Below are 16,130 nucleotides of genomic sequence, written 5' to 3' on the forward strand. Positions count from 1 at the left end.
TTCACCTCAGACTGTCACCACAACCTTGCCGACCTGCTGATTGGCTTCAAGAAAACGGTGCGCATCCTGGATGTCATCCAGGGCGAATGTCCGGGCAATGATCGGTTGTAAAGCACCGGATGCCAGCCCCTCGACAATGAACGTTTTGGCGCGTGCAAGGGTGGCCGCGTCCGCGACGATTTCGGCGTAGAGATAGCCTTTGAGCGTCAGGCTTTTACCCAGCACGGTGAACAACGGAAACGGTGTGGGTTCAGGACTCAGCGCGCCGTACTCGAGCAAGATGCCGCCTCGGGCCATGCTTTGAGTCAGCGGCTCGAACGATGGTCCACCCACCGGATCGAACACCACTCGCACACCTTTACCATCGGTCAATTTCATGACCGCAGCCACCATGTCCTCCTCGTCGCTGACGATCACGTGCGCCGCACCGGCGTCCAGCAAGGCCTGCTTCTTGGCGCGGGTACGGGTCACGGCAATCGCGGTGGCGCCGACCATCCGGGCGATCTGAAACGCAGCCAGGCCGACACTGCTGGAGGCGGCAGTGACAAGTACGAAATCGCCTGTGTGCAGTTTCGCCTGTTCGACCAAAGCCCCCCATGCGGTGACGTATTGCATCCAGGACGCTGCCGCTTGTTCGAACGACAGGTTCTGCGGATGTTTGACGGTAAGGTAGGCGGGCACATTCGCCAGCTCGCCGTAGGTGCCCCAGCGCGCGATGTCCAGCGGCGGAATCACGCTGACTGCATCGCCGACCTTGAACTCGCTGACGCTGGCGCCGACCGCGACCACCACACCGGCAGCTTCGTAGCCGAGACGGCTGGGAAACTCCGCTTCCTGCAGATAGGCATGATTGCGGAACATCACTTCGGCGCGATTCAGGCCAAAGGCTTTGACCTCGATCTGCACTTCGTCCGCAGCGGGCGCCGGGACGTCGACGTTTTCCAGTTTCAGGACGCTCGCGTCACCGTATTCATGAATCCTGACAATGCGTGCCATGTATGCCTCCTCGCTTATCAATGAAATCCCACTTTGGTGGTTCAGTGGAGTGGGCACCAATTTAGGCTTTGGCCGGGGTCGGATAAAGGCCTAGGATGGCGCAACACTAGAAACAACGAGTTTCCAATGGATCGTCTCACACTGATGTCCACTTTCGTCAAAGCCGTGGAGCTGGGCTCCTTCAGCGCCGTGGCGGATGAACTCAATCTGTCCCCTCAGATGGTCGGCAAACAGGTGAAAATGCTCGAGCAACACTTGGGCGTTTCGCTGCTCAATCGCACCACCCGCAAGCAAAGCCTTACCGATTTCGGCCGCACGTTCTATCAACGGGCGAAGCTGATCCTGGCCGACATGGACGCCGCCGAAGAAATGGCCGCCGTGACCCGAGGCGTGCCCAGCGGCCGGTTGCGGATCAATGCGCCGGTTACCTTCGGCGTCAGCACGCTGTCGCCCCGGTTGCTGGAGTATATGGTCCGGTATCCGCAGGTGTCCGTGGACCTGACGCTGTCCAATGAACTGGTCGATCTGCTGGACGGCGGCTACGACGTGGTCTTTCGCATCGGCGAACTCGCGGACAGCAGTCTGAAGGCCTTGCCGCTGACGCCGTATCACATGGTGCTGTGCGCGGCGCCGTCCTATCTCGCACGTCGCCCACCCATCACCACCCCTTGGGATCTTCAGGAGCATGAATGCCTGGCATTCGCCTACTCGGACGGACGCTCACACCTGCGCTTCGAAGGCCCGGAAGGTGTTATCGATGTGCCGATTAAAAGCCGTTTGACGATTAATCAGGGCGATCCGTTGCTGTCCGGGGCCGTGGCAGGGCTGGGTGTGGTGATGTTGCCGCTGGAGCTGGTCAAGGATGCATTGCGAAGCGGCACGCTGGTCAGTCTGCTGCCGCAGTACAAGGTGCCGGTTTCGCCGATGAACCTTCTGTACGCGCCGGATCGGCGGCTGACGCCGAAGGTGCGGAGTTTTATTGATTTTGTGCGTGTAGCGTTTGGACAAGAGCTGCGTTGAGTGATGACTGAACGATCAGAGATCTGTCGCAACAATTTCCCCGAATCCGGGCTTCACATACTTTCGCCACTCATCGACAATGCGCGCTCTGTTCCGGGGTAGTTCAGCGGTAGAACACTCGGCTCCTAACCGGGTGGGCGCTGGTTCGAATCCAGCCCCCGGACCCACTACATAGTAGGTCACAAGGAAGTATGTCCAGGCTTGAGGGTGAATCGGATGCGCTCATCGGAGTAAACGCCGGTTATGCGCACTTTCAACTGTCTCGCGCGCTCACTGCACGCGACAACGACGCCAGTCCGAAAGCACTTGCCCGGATCGAACGCTGGCAAAAGGTTCTCGAAAACCTGATGCATGGCCGTGCACTGTATGGCTCGCGGACTCCGTTTGCCGACCTGCCCGAATGGATCACGCTGGAAGTGGCCACTGGCGGCTTTGCAACGGGCAACCTTCTGGCCGGTGGCGAGTTGACCGCTCATGAGCGCCAGTTGGCGTCATCGATTCCCGGCATTCGAGCGGGTTACGAACGGCTCGATTTGAATAGGTGGCATCTTTCAGACGAAGGCGTCAGAACGCTGCAAGAGCGATTGACGAACGAAGACTATCGGATCGATGTACCGGAAGAGGCTGCGTTGCTGACAGTGGCCTGGTTTCTGGGGCAACAACGCGTCGAAGAAGCCAGGACGTTGATTGAGCAGATCGCTCCTTTCTTCGAACGAGTGCGTTTCTTTCCCGCGGCAGCCAACGAGCGCCCGCTCTCGATGGTTGAAGTTGAAGTTTTCAACGCTGGCCAAATCAGCCTGCGCCTGTCCGTCCTTTTACCCCAGCCTCGTCTTACCGTTCAAAAGCATGTTGTTGAGCGCAGGTTGCCTCTCTACGACGCGGCGGTCTCGCTTTTCCTTCTGACGTACAACGATGGTTGGCCTTGCAGGTATTACCCTGAAGGCTGGTTCGAGCGCGCTTCGGTGCTTTGTACAGAGTTTGATAACGCCACTGAGGCTGATCCTCGCCGCACAAGTGACCCAAGGGATCGGGTGGCGGAATTGCTGGCGCTGCTCAAGCAATGCGCCATTGATCCAGCATCGCTAACGGGGCGCCAGGTTGGGCGCATTCGCAGAATCGTCGACGACTTTGTAGCCAAGCATGGACATCCAGAGTCAGAAGATCATTCCAGCAAGCGCGCACAGCAGCGTCATCACGTATCAGCTTCGGCACACTATCTGATTGCCAAGGCTGCTTCCGCGCGCCTGGCGAGATATCCAGTCTCGGAAGGCATCTCTGATTTCGCGCCGTTACTGACGCCTATCACCAACGAAGAGGCGAAGGTTTATTCATTGAAGGAGGGTGAGACTATTCCTCCTTCGGTTCGTCGACGCCTCGAACGTTGCCGAAAGGGAACGGTTGCAGAGTTGATTGACCATGGCGTCATCACATCCGCAGATACAGTGGCGAAAGTGCTGCCGGCGATGACGGCACAGATCTGTAGCGCCGGATATCGAGATGTCGCGGTGCGGGCACTGTCCGTCGCTACCTATCGTGCTTTCAGGTGTCGACGCTCTCTATTGCTGCTGAACATGCAGCGTCAGGTGAAAATCGATGACTTGCCTTGGGTGAAAGCCCTGGAGACCGAGTACGAGGCTGGTGCTCTGGCGATTGAAGGTGCCAGACAGGCTTTGATCGAAGCGTCCGCGTTGACCCTTGCTGCATTTCCTCAGGCCATTCTGCCAAACAAGTTGCTTCAGGAGTTTTCCTCGCTTGCCGAATCGGCCAAGCTGGATCTGCCCTTCGTAGAAGAGATCGCGGCTGACATTTTCATGGGCGCTTTCTCCGGCAAGTTCGTGAAGGCTGCCAAGCGTTCAGTCCGGTTGATGGGCGGATCTCTTTACGCACGCTATTACGATATCGATATGGATCAGTTGGCTGCACTATCCGAGCAGCGAAATTCACGAAGCAATAGTGATGTGCTGGCTGGTTTGTGCGCGCGGCGGGCGAATGCCGATATCGGTAGATGGAGTCCGGCAAACAACGGCACGATCATCGAACAGCAACAGATATTGACCACGCAAAACCTGGCAATCCTGTTTGATGATTTGGGCCTGAAGAGGTTGCTACATGACCGTTTGGGCTCAATGGCCGAGGCATGTTTCAAATGGATATGCAGTCGGCAGCAGATGCAGATCAAGTTCTACCATGCACGTCTGGTCATGTTGAAAAACACAGCGTATGCGTGGCGCCAGATGATGTTTTACCTGTCGATGCTGGATCAGTCCCGGTTGGAGAGTGTGCTTGGAAACATTGAGGTGCATTTTGCGGCTCAATCCAGTGCATTTCAGGAGCGATTTCTTCCCGCCATGATCGGGTTGCGCATGGCGGTATCTGGAAGTCGGTTGACTTTGGCTCACCAAGAGCGTGAGGGAAGTAAGGTTTTTCTCGGGTGGACCACTGAACGGCACTGGCTGATGCCTTCCTAGATATCGGAAAGCTCCAGGCGAAACGAAAGGCCTGCCTTCAAAAGCAGGCTTTTCGCATTTCCAGAGATGCCTTCATTTCACCGCCGCCCGGTCCGCGTACTCACATCCACCCAAACAGCCAGCACCAGAATGCTGCCCTTGACGATCATCTGCCAGTAACTGTCGACGTCGAGCATCGACATGCCGTTGTCCAGACTGGTGATGACCAGCGCGCCGAGGAGGGCGCCGTAGACCGTGCCGGAGCCGCCGCGCATCGAGGTGCCGCCGATGAAGCAGGCCGCGATGGCGTCGAGTTCGCCCATGCTGCCGGCCGAGGGCGAGCCGGCGGCCAGGCGGGCGGTGTTGACCACCCCGGCGAAGGCGCACATCACGCCCATGATTCCGAAAATCCAGAGTTTTACGGCCTGCACGTTGATGCCGGAAAGGCGCGTTGCTTCCATGTTGCTGCCCACGGAATAGACGCGTCGGCCGAACACGGTCTGGCTGGTCACGTAGCTGAATCCGCCCAGCAGGATCAGCAGAAGCAGGACCGGCACGGGAATCCCGTCATAGCTGTTGAGGGTCTGGACAAAGGCGGCCAGCACCGCGCCAATCAACAACACGCGTGCCACGTCACGCACCAGCGAGTGTGCCGCGAGGCCGTGAAGGGCGCGATTTCGCCGTTGTTTCCAGGTCAGGAACAGCGTCAGTGCGAACAGGACAACGCCTAGGCTAGTGCCGACGGAGTGCGGTAAATACCCTTGGCCGATGTAGACGAGTTCCGGTGACACCGGGGCGATCGTTGTGCCGCCAGTGATCCCCAGCAGAATGCCCCGAAAAGCCAGCATGCCCCCCAGCCCCACGATGAACGACGGAATGCGCAGATAGGCCGCCATGTAACCGTTGGCAAGGCCGATCAGCAGTCCGCACACCACAACAAGGCTCAGGTTCGCCAGCAGCGGTACGTGGTAGACAACATCGAGAATGGCTGCCACGCCACCGAGCAGCCCCAGCAAGGAGCCGACTGACAGATCGATCTCGCCGCTGATGATGACCAGTACCATGCCGCAGGCGAGAATCCCGGTGATGGACATCTGGCGCAGCAGGTTGGAGAGGTTGCGCGGTGTCAGGAATCCGCCCTCGGTCTGCCAGCTGAAGAACAGCCAGATAACCGCCACGGCAAACACCAGCGCGAGCATCTTGTAGCGGGTGAAAAGTTGTTTGACCTGATTCATTTACGCGGACTTCCGATCTTTATTGTTATGGCTGTCAGGCTGGCTGAGTGCGGCAGCGAGCACCTGTTCCTGAGTGAGGTCATGGTTGATGAAATCGCCCTGCAACCGGCCTTCGCCGATCACCAGTACGCGGTCGGAAACGCCGAGCACTTCGGCCAGTTCCGAAGACACCATGATGATCGACACGCCTTCGGCCGCCAGCATTCCCATCAACTTGTAGATCTCGTACTTGGCGCCGACATCCACGCCTCGGGTCGGCTCGTCGAGAATCAGGACGCGGGGTCTGGCCAGCAGCATCTTGGCCAGCACGGCTTTCTGCTGATTGCCGCCGGACAGGCTGGTGATCGGCAGGAACGGGCTCGCGGTCTTGAGGTGCAGGCGCGAGATTTCCCGATCGATGCTGCCCAGCTCGGCTTCGGCATCGATGCGGGTCAGTTTCGAGAAACTGTCCAGCACGGCCAGGGTGATGTTCTGGCCGACACCCAGGTCTGGAATGATCCCCTGGCGCTTGCGGTCTTCGGGCACCAGACACAAGCCTGCACGGATTGATTTGAGCGGCGTGCGGGTGTCGACGAGTTGGCCATCCAGCCACACTTCACCTTCATGACGACCGGGGTAGGCGCCGTATAACGCGGTCACCAGCTCGGTGCGGCCTGCACCGACCAGCCCGGCGATGCCGAGGATTTCCCCGCGTTTGAGGGTGAACGAAATATCGTCGACCCGTTTACGTGCGGGATTGTCGACGTCGTAGCAGGTGATGTGGCGCGCCTCGAAGATCACCTCGCCAATGTCATGCGGCTCGGTGGGGTAGAGGTTGCTCATTTCCCGGCCGACCATCTGGGTGATGATCTGGGGAATATCCATGTTTTCCATGGCGGTCGTTGCGATGTGTCTGCCGTCGCGGATCACCGAAATGGTGTCACACACGGCGGCCACTTCATCGAGTTTGTGGGAGATGTAGACACAGGCCACTCCCTTGGCCTTGAGGTCGCGGATGATGTCCAGCAACACCTCGATTTCCGAACGGGTCAGGGCTGATGACGGCTCGTCGAGGATCAGCAGGCGCGCCTGTTTGTTCAGGGCCTTGGCGATTTCCACCAGTTGCTGATAACCGCCGCCGTATTGCGAAACCGGTAGCGACACGTTCATGTCCGGCACTTTCAGTTCACGCATCAGGGCTTCGGCGCGGTGAATCATCGCCGGGTAATTCATCCGCCCACCCGCCAGCGTCAGCTCATGGCCCATGAAAATGTTTTCGGCCACCGAGAGGTCGGGAACCAGCGTCAGTTCCTGGTGAATGATGACGATGCCAGCGGCTTCCGTTTCGCTGATCGATTGCGCCTTGAGCGGTTGACCGTCCCAGAGGATTTCACCGTCCCAGGTGCCATGGGGATAGACCGCAGACAGGATTTTCATCAGCGTGGACTTGCCGGCGCCATTCTCGCCGCACAGCCCGACACACTCACCCGGCCTGACCTTGAGGTCGATGCCGTTGAGCGCTTTGACACCGCCGAAGGTTTTGACGATGCCGTTCATTTGCAGCAGGTAGTCGGACATGGGCAGGGCTCGCATAACAAAGACTCACATGGCACTGATCTTTGTGGGAGCGAGCCTGCTCGCGAAGGCGTCAGCACATTCAAACGCGATGCAGGCTGAACCACCGTCTTCGCGAGCAAGCTCGCTCCCACAAGGGGTTTCGCATAACCAGGGATTGCTGTCTTGGTTACTTTCCGGCGATCTGCGCCTTGGTATAGAAGCCGTCCTGTTCCAGCAGGTCGATGTTGTCCTTGGTCAACGGGGTCGGGGTGAGCAGGATGGTGTCGACTTTTTTGCTGCCGTTGTCGTACTGCGAGCTGTAGGCGGGTTTCTCGTTGCGAGCAAGTTGCACCGAGAGTTTGGCGGCTTCGGAGGCGATCAGTTTCAGCGGCTTGTACACGGTCATGGTTTGCGTGCCGGCGATTACCCGTTTGACCGCTGCCAGGTCCGCGTCCTGCCCGGAGATCGGCACCTTGCCGGCCAGTTGCTGAGCGGCAAGGGCCTGAATGGCGCCGCCCGCCGTGGCGTCGTTGGAGGCGACGATGCCGTCGATTTTGTTGTCGTTGCGGGTCAAGGCGTTTTCAACAATGCTCAGCGCCTCGGTAGGGTTCCATTCCTTCACCCATTGCTGGCCGACGATCTTGATATCGCCCTTGTCGATGGCCGGTTGCAGCACTTTCATCTGACCTTCGCGCAGGACTTTCGCGTTGTTGTCGGTGGGCGCGCCACCCAGCAGGAAGTAATTGCCCTTGGGCGCTGCGTGCAGCACGCCGCTGGCCTGCATTTCCCCGACCTTTTCGTTATCGAAGGAGATGTAGGCGTCGATATCGGCGTTGAGTATCAGGCGGTCATAGGACACGACCTTGATCCCGGCTTTCTTCGCCTCGGCCACCGCATTGGTCAGCACGGTGGCGTTGAACGGCACGATGACGATGACATCGACGCCACGGGAAATGAGGTTTTCGATTTGCGAAATCTGCTTTTGCTCGTTGGCATCGGCCGACTGCACGAAGACCTTGGCGTCCATTTTTTCCGCCGCGGCAACGAAGTAATCCCGGTCACGGGACCAGCGTTCCAGGCGCAGATCGTCAATGGAAAAACCGATTTTCGGATGGGCAGAATCGGCCATTACCGGCAACGAGAGCAGAGCCAGGGCGCTGGCAAGCAACGTGCGTTTTACGTTCTTCATAGTGGTGCGTCCTTTTATTTTTGTTTGAAAGACACGGCCTGACGATGAATATCGGGCTGGAGGAACTGTAGAGAATCAGCAGACGCAACGGACTACAGATTTGTCGCGCAAATGTCACAGCGCCCGCAGTCCCCGTTGGCGATCAGCGATAGATAAACCGGTTGACGACGTTTTCGAGCATTTCCTGCCGGCCACTGACGGCCTGCGGGTTCAGTTCGTTGGCGAAGGCGTGCTCGGCCAGTGACTGGAGATTGAACTCGCCTTCCAAAACCGCCTGGCCGAACGGCTGCTGCCAGGCGGCGTAGCGTTGATCCTTGAGTCGTTGAAGCTGGTCGTTCTGCACCATGGCAGCGGCCCGCTCAAGCGACAGGGCAAGGACGTCCATGGCGCCCACGTGACCATGAAACAGATCGATCTGGTCGAGGCTCTGGCGGCGCATCTTGGAGTCGAAGTTGAACCCGCCGTTACCGAAACCGCCGGCCTTGAGGATTTCATAGGTGACCAGGGTCATTTCCTCGACGCTGTTGGGGAATTGATCGGTGTCCCAGCCGTTCTGCGGGTCGCCCCGATTGGCGTCGATGCTGCCGAAAATCCCCAGCGAGACGGCCGTCGCCACTTCGTGATAAAAACTGTGACCGGCCAGGGTCGCGTGGTTGGCCTCGATGTTGACCTTGATTTCCTTTTCCAGACCGAACTGCTGGAGAAAACCGAACACCGTGGCGCTGTCGTAATCGTATTGGTGTTTGGTCGGCTCCTGCGGCTTGGGTTCGATCAGCAGGTCGCCTTTGAAACCGATCTTGTACTTGTGCTCGACCACCATGCGCATGAAGCGACCCAGTTGTTCGCGCTCACGTTTCAAGTCAGTGTTGAGCAGGGTTTCGTAGCCCTCGCGGCCGCCCCACAACACGTAGTTGGAGCCCTTGAGGCGTTGAGTCGCGTTCATGGCGCTGAAGACCTGGGCAGCGGCGCAGGCGAACACTTCAGGGTCCGGGTTGCTGGCGGCGCCGGCGGCAAAGCGCGGATTGCTGAAGCAATTGGCGGTGCCCCACAGCAGCTTGATTCCGCGTTCTTCCTGATGGCGCTCCAGATGATCGAGCATTTGCGCGAAGTGGTTGCGGTACTCCTTCAGCGAGTGGCCTTCGGGGGCGACGTCCGTGTCGTGAAAGCAGTAGTAATCGATACCCAGCTTGGAGAAAAACTCGAACGCGGCCTCAGCCTTGCCAATGGCCAGTTCCATGGGGTCACCGGCGTGTTGCCAAGGACGCTTGAAAGTCCCTGCACCGAACACGTCGGAGCCCGGCCAGACAAAGGTGTGCCAATAGCAGGCAGCCATGCGCAGGTGTTCGCGCATGGGTTTGCCAAGGATGATTTTGTCGGCGTCGTAATGACGGAAGGCAAGGGGAGAATCGCTGGCAGGACCTTCGTAGCGAATCCGGTCGACATCGGGGAAGTACGGCATTGGCAATGTCCTCGTTGTTCTTGGTTGTTGTTCTTGGGCGTGTCCCGATACTAGCAACGGCCCCGTGCCTGCCGATTACGAAAATCACCAACACGGAGTGCGATTTTGCGTATTGAGATTCGCCCTCTGCGCGCCTAGTCTGTGCAGACCGCCTCTAAGGCAAGGGGCCCGGAACAAGCATAAAAACAATGAAAACCGTACCGCCTGTTCACCGCATCGCCCTGTTGTTCAACGGGAGCAAGATCTATGACCGCGGCATCATCAGTGGCATCGGTAATTACCTGAGCAGCACCCGCGCGTCCTGGGACCTGTTTCTGGAAGAGGATTTTCTCTGCCGGTTGAAAGGCATCGAGCGCTGGCAGGGTGACGGGATCATCGCCGACTTCGACGACCCGCTGATTGGCGAGGCATTGGCGGACATCAAGCTGCCCGTGGTGGCGGTGGGAGGTTCTTATCAGGATGAGCGGGCTTATCCCAAAGGGATTCCGTACGTCGCGACCGACAATAACGCGCTGATCACCATGGCTTATGAGCACTTGATCGAGGCCGGGCTGCAACGGTTCGCCTGCTTCAGCCTGCCCGAAGCGCAGGCCAATCGATGGGCACAGGAGCGGGAAAAAGCCTTTCAGCGACTGATGCAACGCGACGGCCTGCACGCCGAGGTCTATCGCGGCATGGGCACCAGTGCGCCGCTCTGGGACAGCGCGGTCGAACAGCTGATTGCCTGGCTACAGAGTCTGCCCAAGCCCATTGGTATCATCGCGGTCAGTGACGCCCGTGCCCGGCAGTTGCTGCAAGCCTGCCTGACCGCCGGAATCGCCGTGCCGGAGCAGGTGGCGCTGATCGGCATCGACAACGATCCCCTGACACGCAGCCTGACCCGGGTTCCCCTTAGCTCGGTCATCCAGGGCACCGAAACCATGGGCCGCACCGCCGCGCAATTGCTGCACCAGATGCTGCACGGCAAGCCATCAACGGGCGAGCATTTCCTGATCCCGCCTGAGGCGATCAACGTGCAGGTGTCGAGCTTGCATCAACCGTTGGGTAATCCTTACGTCATGCAGGCACTGCTGTTCATCCGCCAATATGCTTGTCAGGGCATCAAGACCGCGCAAGTGGCGGCTTATGTCGGCGTGTCGCGCTCATCGCTGGAGTCGCACTTTCGCGCGGTGCGTGGTTGCAGCGTGCACGACGAGATTCTGCGTTTCAAACTGGCGGCGGCCACTCGCGGGCTGGAAAAAACCGACACGGCGATTGCGGACGTCGCCCGCTCGTGCGGTTTCAAATCCGCACAATATCTACACACCGTGTTCCGTCGCGAGTTCGGGTGTACGCCCCGTGAATACCAGCAGGGCGCCCGATAGCGGGGCGGGTGAGACTCAGAAACGGTCCAGTCGATAGGGCTCAAGCACAGGAATCAGGCGAGCCTCGCTCTGCGTCCCGGGTAAAACCATCCCCCCAACCATCTCCGCCGTCACCGCCGCTTGTGTCAGCCCAAGATGCTGATGCCCGAACGCAAGCAGCACCTTCCCGTCACACACCCGATCGATCACCGGCAACGAATCCGGCAGCGAAGGCCGAAATCCCATCCACGGTGTGGCCGCGTCCACATTCAGATCCTTGCGAAACAACCCCTTGCTCAACCGATGCAACTGCCAGGCACGGCCCATGGTCGGCGGTGCCTCGAGTCCGGCGAACTCAACGGTGCCGGCCAGCCGCAGCCCCTCAGACATCGGGGTCATGATGAACTTGCGTTCCAGTGAGGTGACGGGGAAGGGCAGTCGGTTGTGTTCGTGAGGCAACATCAGATGATAGCCGCGCTCGGTGTCCAGCGGGACCTTTTTGCCGGTCAGTGCGGCGGTGAGTTTTGCCGAGTGGGCGCCGCAGGCGATCAGCACCTGACGAGCGGACAGTGTGCCGGTTCCGGTCGTCAGGCTGACGTCGTGCTCGTGCAACTGCCCCCCCTGAACTGCCTGCTTCACAAACTGCACGCCGCTGGCTTTCGCCGCTTCCACCAACTCTCGCACGACGCGGTAGGGATCGATGAAGTGCCCGGTGTTCGGGAAAAACAGTCCGCCCTGAATCTGCTCGCTGAGTTGAGGCGCGATCTCGCGTACCGCACCAGCCTGCCACCAATCGACCGGCACCTGTTGCTGTTGCATGCGGCGCTGTAAGGCTTCGAGGGCCGGACGCGAGTCGGGGCGTTCGAACACCAGCAGCGAACCTTCCACCTTCAGCAGATCGGGACGCTGGATGTCATTGAGCAAGCGCTGCCAGGCGTCGAGCGAGCTTTCATTCAGCGCGCGCAATCCGGCAACGGTGCGCTGGAACGGCGCCGAACGCAGGTTCAGCAACAGCCGCGCAAACCAGGGCAGGGCGCGGGGCAGGTATTTCCAGTCCAGGCGCAGCGGGCCCATCGGGTCCATGAGCATGGCCGGCAGGCGCTTGAGGATAGAACTGTCGGCAATCGGAAACACCTGCTCGGTCGCCAGATGCCCGGCGTTGCCAAACGAGGCGCCGTGGCCCGGCTCCTGTGGGTCGATCACCACCACCCGCAAGCCCTGACGGGCCAGGCGCAGGGCGCTCGCGACGCCGATGATGCCGGCGCCGACCACAGCGATGTCGTGCGGGTTATTCGGCATTTTTCGCGGTTTCCCTTTGGCCATCGAGCAAGCGACGCAGCGACAGTGGATTGGCGTGTTTGAGTGCGGTCGGCAGCAGGCTGTCGGGGAAATCCTGATAGCAGACCGGGCGCAGGAAACGCAGGATCGCAGCGGTGCCTACCGACGTGGTGCGCGAATCGGAGGTCGCCGGGAACGGCCCGCCATGCACCATCGCATCGCAGACTTCGACCCCGGTCGGCCAGCCGTTGACCAGCAGGCGTCCGGCCTTGCGCTCCAGGGTTGGCAGCAATGCGCGGGCTTGTACCAGATCCTCGTTATCGAGATGCAGCGTGGCGGTCAGTTGGCCTTCCAGCTGTTCAAGCACCTGACGGATTTCAGCGTCGCTGGCGCATTGCACGATCAAGGACGCGGCGCCGAAGGCTTCGGCCTGCAACGCGTGATCGGCGAGAAAGTCGGCGGCGTCGGTGACAAAAACATGAGCCTGGCCCTGATTCGGATCCGTTGCTCGCTGGCCGACGGCGGCAATCCGCGCCCGGGTATTTTCCGCGAGGGCATTCACGCTGGATTCGTAGGCGTTGAAGATTCCCGGCGTGAGCATGGTCTGTGCGGGGCTGCGCTGGATCAGTTCGGTGGTGGCGCCAATGAAGTCGTCCAGTGCTGGCCCCTTGCGGGCGATGACCAGACCGGGATTGGTGCAGAACTGGCCGGCGCCCAATGTCAGCGAAGCCACAAAACCTTGGGCCAATGACTCGGCGCGATTCTGCAGCGCTGCCGGAAACAGCAACACCGGGTTGATCGAACTCATTTCCGCATACACCGGAATTGGCTCGGGCCGAGCTTGAGCCGCTTTGATCAACGCAAGACCGCCACTGCGCGAACCGGTGAAGCCGACAGCCTTGATCCGTGGATCGCTGACCAGCGCAATCCCCACTTCACGCCCGGAGCCGTACAACAACGAGAACACACCTTCCGGCAAACCACAGGCCTTGACCGCCCGCGCAACCGCGCGGCCAACCAGTTCGCTGGTGCCGGGATGTGCGCTGTGAGCCTTGACGATCACCGGGCAACCGGCGGCCAGCGCCGATGCGGTATCGCCACCGGCCACCGAGAACGCCAGTGGAAAGTTGCTCGCGCCAAACACCGCCACCGGCCCCAATGGAATCTGCCGCTGACGCAGATCCGAACGCGGTATCGGCTGGCGCTGCGGTTGTGCGCTGTCGACTCGTACATCCAGCCATTCACCGGCCCGTACGGTGCGGGCAAACAGCCGCAGTTGCTGGCACGTACGACCCCGTTCACCCAACAGGCGCGGGCGCGGCAGGCCGGTTTCGGCCATGGCGCGGTCGAGCAGTTCGTCGCCGAGGGCTTCGATTTCGCTCGCGATGGTTTCAATGAATTCGGCCCGTGCCTCGAGCGATGTCTCGCGATAACGGTCGAGCGCCGCCCAGGCCAGTGCGCAGGCCTGCTCGACATGCTCGGCAGAACCGCCGGCATAGGCCGGTTCCAACGGGGTGTTGGTGGCGGGATTGATTCCGTGGATGACGTCGCGGTCGCCGGTGAGGGTTTGCTGACCGATCAGCAGTTGGCCCGTCAGAGTCATGGCGCATTCCTTATCAATAAAGCAGGTCACGAATAAGGCCCGCCGCCGTGGTTGGCGGCGGGCTTGAGCACAGCGGCAGGTCAGGCGAAGTTCTGTTCCGCCGACCAGTTCTCGTACCAGTGACGGAACAGCGCGTACTGGGCTTCTGCGTAACGGCGTTGCGAGTCGCTGAGCGCATCGGTCTCGTTGAAATGCAGGGTGTATTCCTTGTCGCCGTTGAGCACCATCAGGTGTTTGTAATACAGCACCAGATCCGTACCTTCATCGAAGGACGACAGGACCGCCAACGCCGATTCCAGCTCCCGCGCCTGACGTCGGGCCTTGGCGTCACCCTTGGCTGCCTGCTTGCTCAGGGCCACCAGTTGCAGCACTTCGCGGGGCAGGGCGTTGCCGATGCCGGTGATGGCGCCGGTGGCGTTGCAGTTGACGAAGCCGTGCACCACTTGAGTGTCGACACCGACCATCAAGGTCACGGCATCGTCCTTGGAGGTGATGTTCTCGGCGGCGTAGCGCAGGTCGGCGCCACCACCGAACTCCTTGAAGCCGATCAGGTTCGGGTATTCGCGGCGCAGTTCGAAGAACAGGTCGGCGCGGGTGGCGAAGCCGTAGTAAGGACTGTTGTAGATCACTGCCGGCAAGTTCGGCGCGGCTTGCAGAATCGCCGCGAAGTGGGCTTTTTGTGCCGCCGCCGAAGCGCCACGGGACAGCACCCGAGGAATCACCATCAAACCCTGCGCGCCGACTTTCGCCGCATGGGCCGCGTGGGAAACCGCTTCACGGGTGTTGACCGCGCCGGTGCCGACGATGGTCGGAATCCCGGCCGCCACCAGCCGCGCCACGCCTTCCTGGCGCTCGGCTTCGGTGAGCAGCGGCCAGTCGCCCATGGAGCCGCAATACACGACCGCGCTCATGCCGATGTCGATCAGTTCGCGACCCTTGGCCACCAGCGCATCGAAGTCCGGTTTGCGCGCGGCGGTGCACGGGGTCATCAGGGCGGGCATGCAGCCGGTGAAGATGTTGTCGCTCATTATTGTTCTCCTTGGAACGGTCATTCAGATGGGTTTGAAAATGCAGCGCAGCGGCTCAGATGCCCCACGCGAACGGATCTGTTTCGTCGATCAGCAGCGTGCTGTCGGCGGTCATGTAGGCTCGGCCGGTGATGTAGGGGCGGATGCGCTCGCCTTCCCATTCGAAGCGGCCTTCGAACTGGCTGCCGGTGATGCTCGCCTGCACCCAGCGCTCGCCCGGCGCGAGTTTTTCGTCGGCGGCCAGGCACGCGAGTTTGGCGCTGGTGCCGGTACCGCAGGGGGATCGGTCGTAGGCTTTGCCGGGGCACATGACGAAGTTGCGGCTGTCGGCCTCGGCGTCATCGGCGAACAGTTCGATGTGGTCGATGATTGCGCCGTCCTCGCCATGGATGCCTTGGTCCTCAAGGGCTTTGAGCATTTTCCAGGTGAAGTCGGTCAGGGTTTCGACGTTGTCCATCGTCAGCGTCTGTCCGTGTTCAGAGACCAGGAAAAACCAGTTGCCGCCATAGGCAGCATCACCAAGAAAGCGGCCGTACCCCGGCACTTCCACCGCCACCTGTTTGCGTGAGCGAAAAGCCGGCACGTTGCCCAGGGTTACGGCGCCGTCCTCATGCAGCGTGGCGCTGACCGGGCCCACCGGAGTGTCGATCTTGTGCACGCCCGGTGCGATCAGACCCAGATGTTGCAACGATGCAACGAGGCCGATGGTGCCGTGGCCGCACATGCCGAGGTAACCGGCGTTGTTGAAGAAGATCACGCCGCAGGTGGCGTCCGGTGACACCGGCTCGCAATACAGCGCGCCCACCAGCACATCGTTGCCCCGCGGTTCCAGCAGGCAGGCGCGGCGCCATTGGTCATGCTGGTTGCGCAGGGCGTCGCGCTTCTCGGCCATGGTGCGGCCGGGCAGATCGGGAAAACCTTTCATCACGAGGCGCGTGGGTTCGCCGCCGGTGTGGGAATCAATGACGTGTACTCGTTTCATGGAAAGATTCCGTT

The 16,130-nt window shown here is 60.4% G+C and carries 12 protein-coding genes and 1 tRNA gene; 4 read left to right on the plus strand and 9 right to left on the minus strand.

The window, feature by feature from the left end:
* Nucleotides 1–6: 6 nt before the first annotated feature.
* Complete coding sequence (locus N8H71_RS00470; RefSeq protein WP_262192282.1) at nt 7–996, minus strand: zinc-dependent alcohol dehydrogenase family protein; 990 nt, start codon at nt 994–996, stop codon at nt 7–9.
* A gap of 126 nt (nt 997–1,122) precedes the next feature.
* Between N8H71_RS00470 and N8H71_RS00475 the strand changes: the two genes are divergently transcribed.
* From N8H71_RS00475 to N8H71_RS00485, 3 genes are all read left to right on the plus strand, one after another.
* Nucleotides 1,123–2,016, plus strand: coding sequence for a LysR family transcriptional regulator (locus N8H71_RS00475; RefSeq protein WP_262192283.1), 894 nt, complete (start codon nt 1,123–1,125; stop codon nt 2,014–2,016).
* 92 nt (nt 2,017–2,108) lie between these two features.
* A tRNA-Arg gene (locus tag N8H71_RS00480) sits at nt 2,109–2,183 on the plus strand.
* Between the two features lie 24 nt (nt 2,184–2,207).
* On the plus strand, nt 2,208–4,484 hold the full coding sequence (locus N8H71_RS00485) for a hypothetical protein (protein WP_262192284.1): 2,277 nt from the start codon (nt 2,208–2,210) through the stop codon (nt 4,482–4,484).
* Nucleotides 4,485–4,561: 77 nt separating this feature from the next.
* Here the strand turns inward: N8H71_RS00485 and N8H71_RS00490 are convergent, their stop codons facing one another.
* From N8H71_RS00490 to xylA, 4 genes are all read right to left on the minus strand, one after another.
* Complete coding sequence (locus N8H71_RS00490; RefSeq protein WP_262192285.1) at nt 4,562–5,698, minus strand: sugar ABC transporter permease; 1,137 nt, start codon at nt 5,696–5,698, stop codon at nt 4,562–4,564.
* The gene (gene xylG / locus N8H71_RS00495) at nt 5,699–7,255 is read right to left on the minus strand and encodes a D-xylose ABC transporter ATP-binding protein (RefSeq protein WP_262192286.1); all 1,557 of its coding nucleotides are present in this window, start codon (nt 7,253–7,255) and stop codon (nt 5,699–5,701) included.
* Between the two features lie 166 nt (nt 7,256–7,421).
* The gene (gene xylF / locus N8H71_RS00500; RefSeq protein ID WP_262192287.1) at nt 7,422–8,423 is read right to left on the minus strand and encodes a D-xylose ABC transporter substrate-binding protein; all 1,002 of its coding nucleotides are present in this window, start codon (nt 8,421–8,423) and stop codon (nt 7,422–7,424) included.
* A 142-nt stretch (nt 8,424–8,565) separates the two neighbouring features.
* The gene (gene xylA, locus N8H71_RS00505) at nt 8,566–9,882 is read right to left on the minus strand and encodes a xylose isomerase (protein WP_262192288.1); all 1,317 of its coding nucleotides are present in this window, start codon (nt 9,880–9,882) and stop codon (nt 8,566–8,568) included.
* A 188-nt stretch (nt 9,883–10,070) separates the two neighbouring features.
* Here xylA and N8H71_RS00510 point away from each other — a divergent pair, with 188 nt between their 5' ends.
* Entirely contained in the window at nt 10,071–11,246 is a 1,176-nt protein-coding gene (locus N8H71_RS00510) for a XylR family transcriptional regulator (protein WP_262192289.1), read from the plus strand.
* Between the two features lie 15 nt (nt 11,247–11,261).
* On the opposite strand, the gene N8H71_RS00515 is transcribed toward N8H71_RS00510, so the two are convergent.
* From N8H71_RS00515 to N8H71_RS00530, 4 genes are all read right to left on the minus strand, one after another.
* The gene (locus N8H71_RS00515; RefSeq protein ID WP_262192290.1) at nt 11,262–12,524 is read right to left on the minus strand and encodes an NAD(P)/FAD-dependent oxidoreductase; all 1,263 of its coding nucleotides are present in this window, start codon (nt 12,522–12,524) and stop codon (nt 11,262–11,264) included.
* Nucleotides 12,514–14,106: an aldehyde dehydrogenase (NADP(+)) gene (locus N8H71_RS00520; protein ID WP_262192291.1), complete on the minus strand. Its 1,593-nt coding sequence runs from the start codon at nt 14,104–14,106 to the stop codon at nt 12,514–12,516. Before N8H71_RS00520 ends, N8H71_RS00515 begins: the two co-directional genes overlap by 11 nt.
* A gap of 80 nt (nt 14,107–14,186) precedes the next feature.
* Nucleotides 14,187–15,134 (minus strand): dihydrodipicolinate synthase family protein, encoded by a 948-nt coding sequence (locus N8H71_RS00525; RefSeq protein ID WP_085688253.1) that lies wholly within the window; start codon nt 15,132–15,134, stop codon nt 14,187–14,189.
* Nucleotides 15,135–15,189: 55 nt separating this feature from the next.
* Nucleotides 15,190–16,116, minus strand: coding sequence for a 4-hydroxyproline epimerase (locus N8H71_RS00530; protein WP_262192292.1), 927 nt, complete (start codon nt 16,114–16,116; stop codon nt 15,190–15,192).
* Between the last annotated feature and the right edge of the window lie 14 nt (nt 16,117–16,130).

It is taken from the genome of Pseudomonas koreensis, assembly GCF_025447595.1.
Classification (GTDB): Bacteria; Pseudomonadota; Gammaproteobacteria; order Pseudomonadales; family Pseudomonadaceae; genus Aquipseudomonas; species Aquipseudomonas koreensis_H.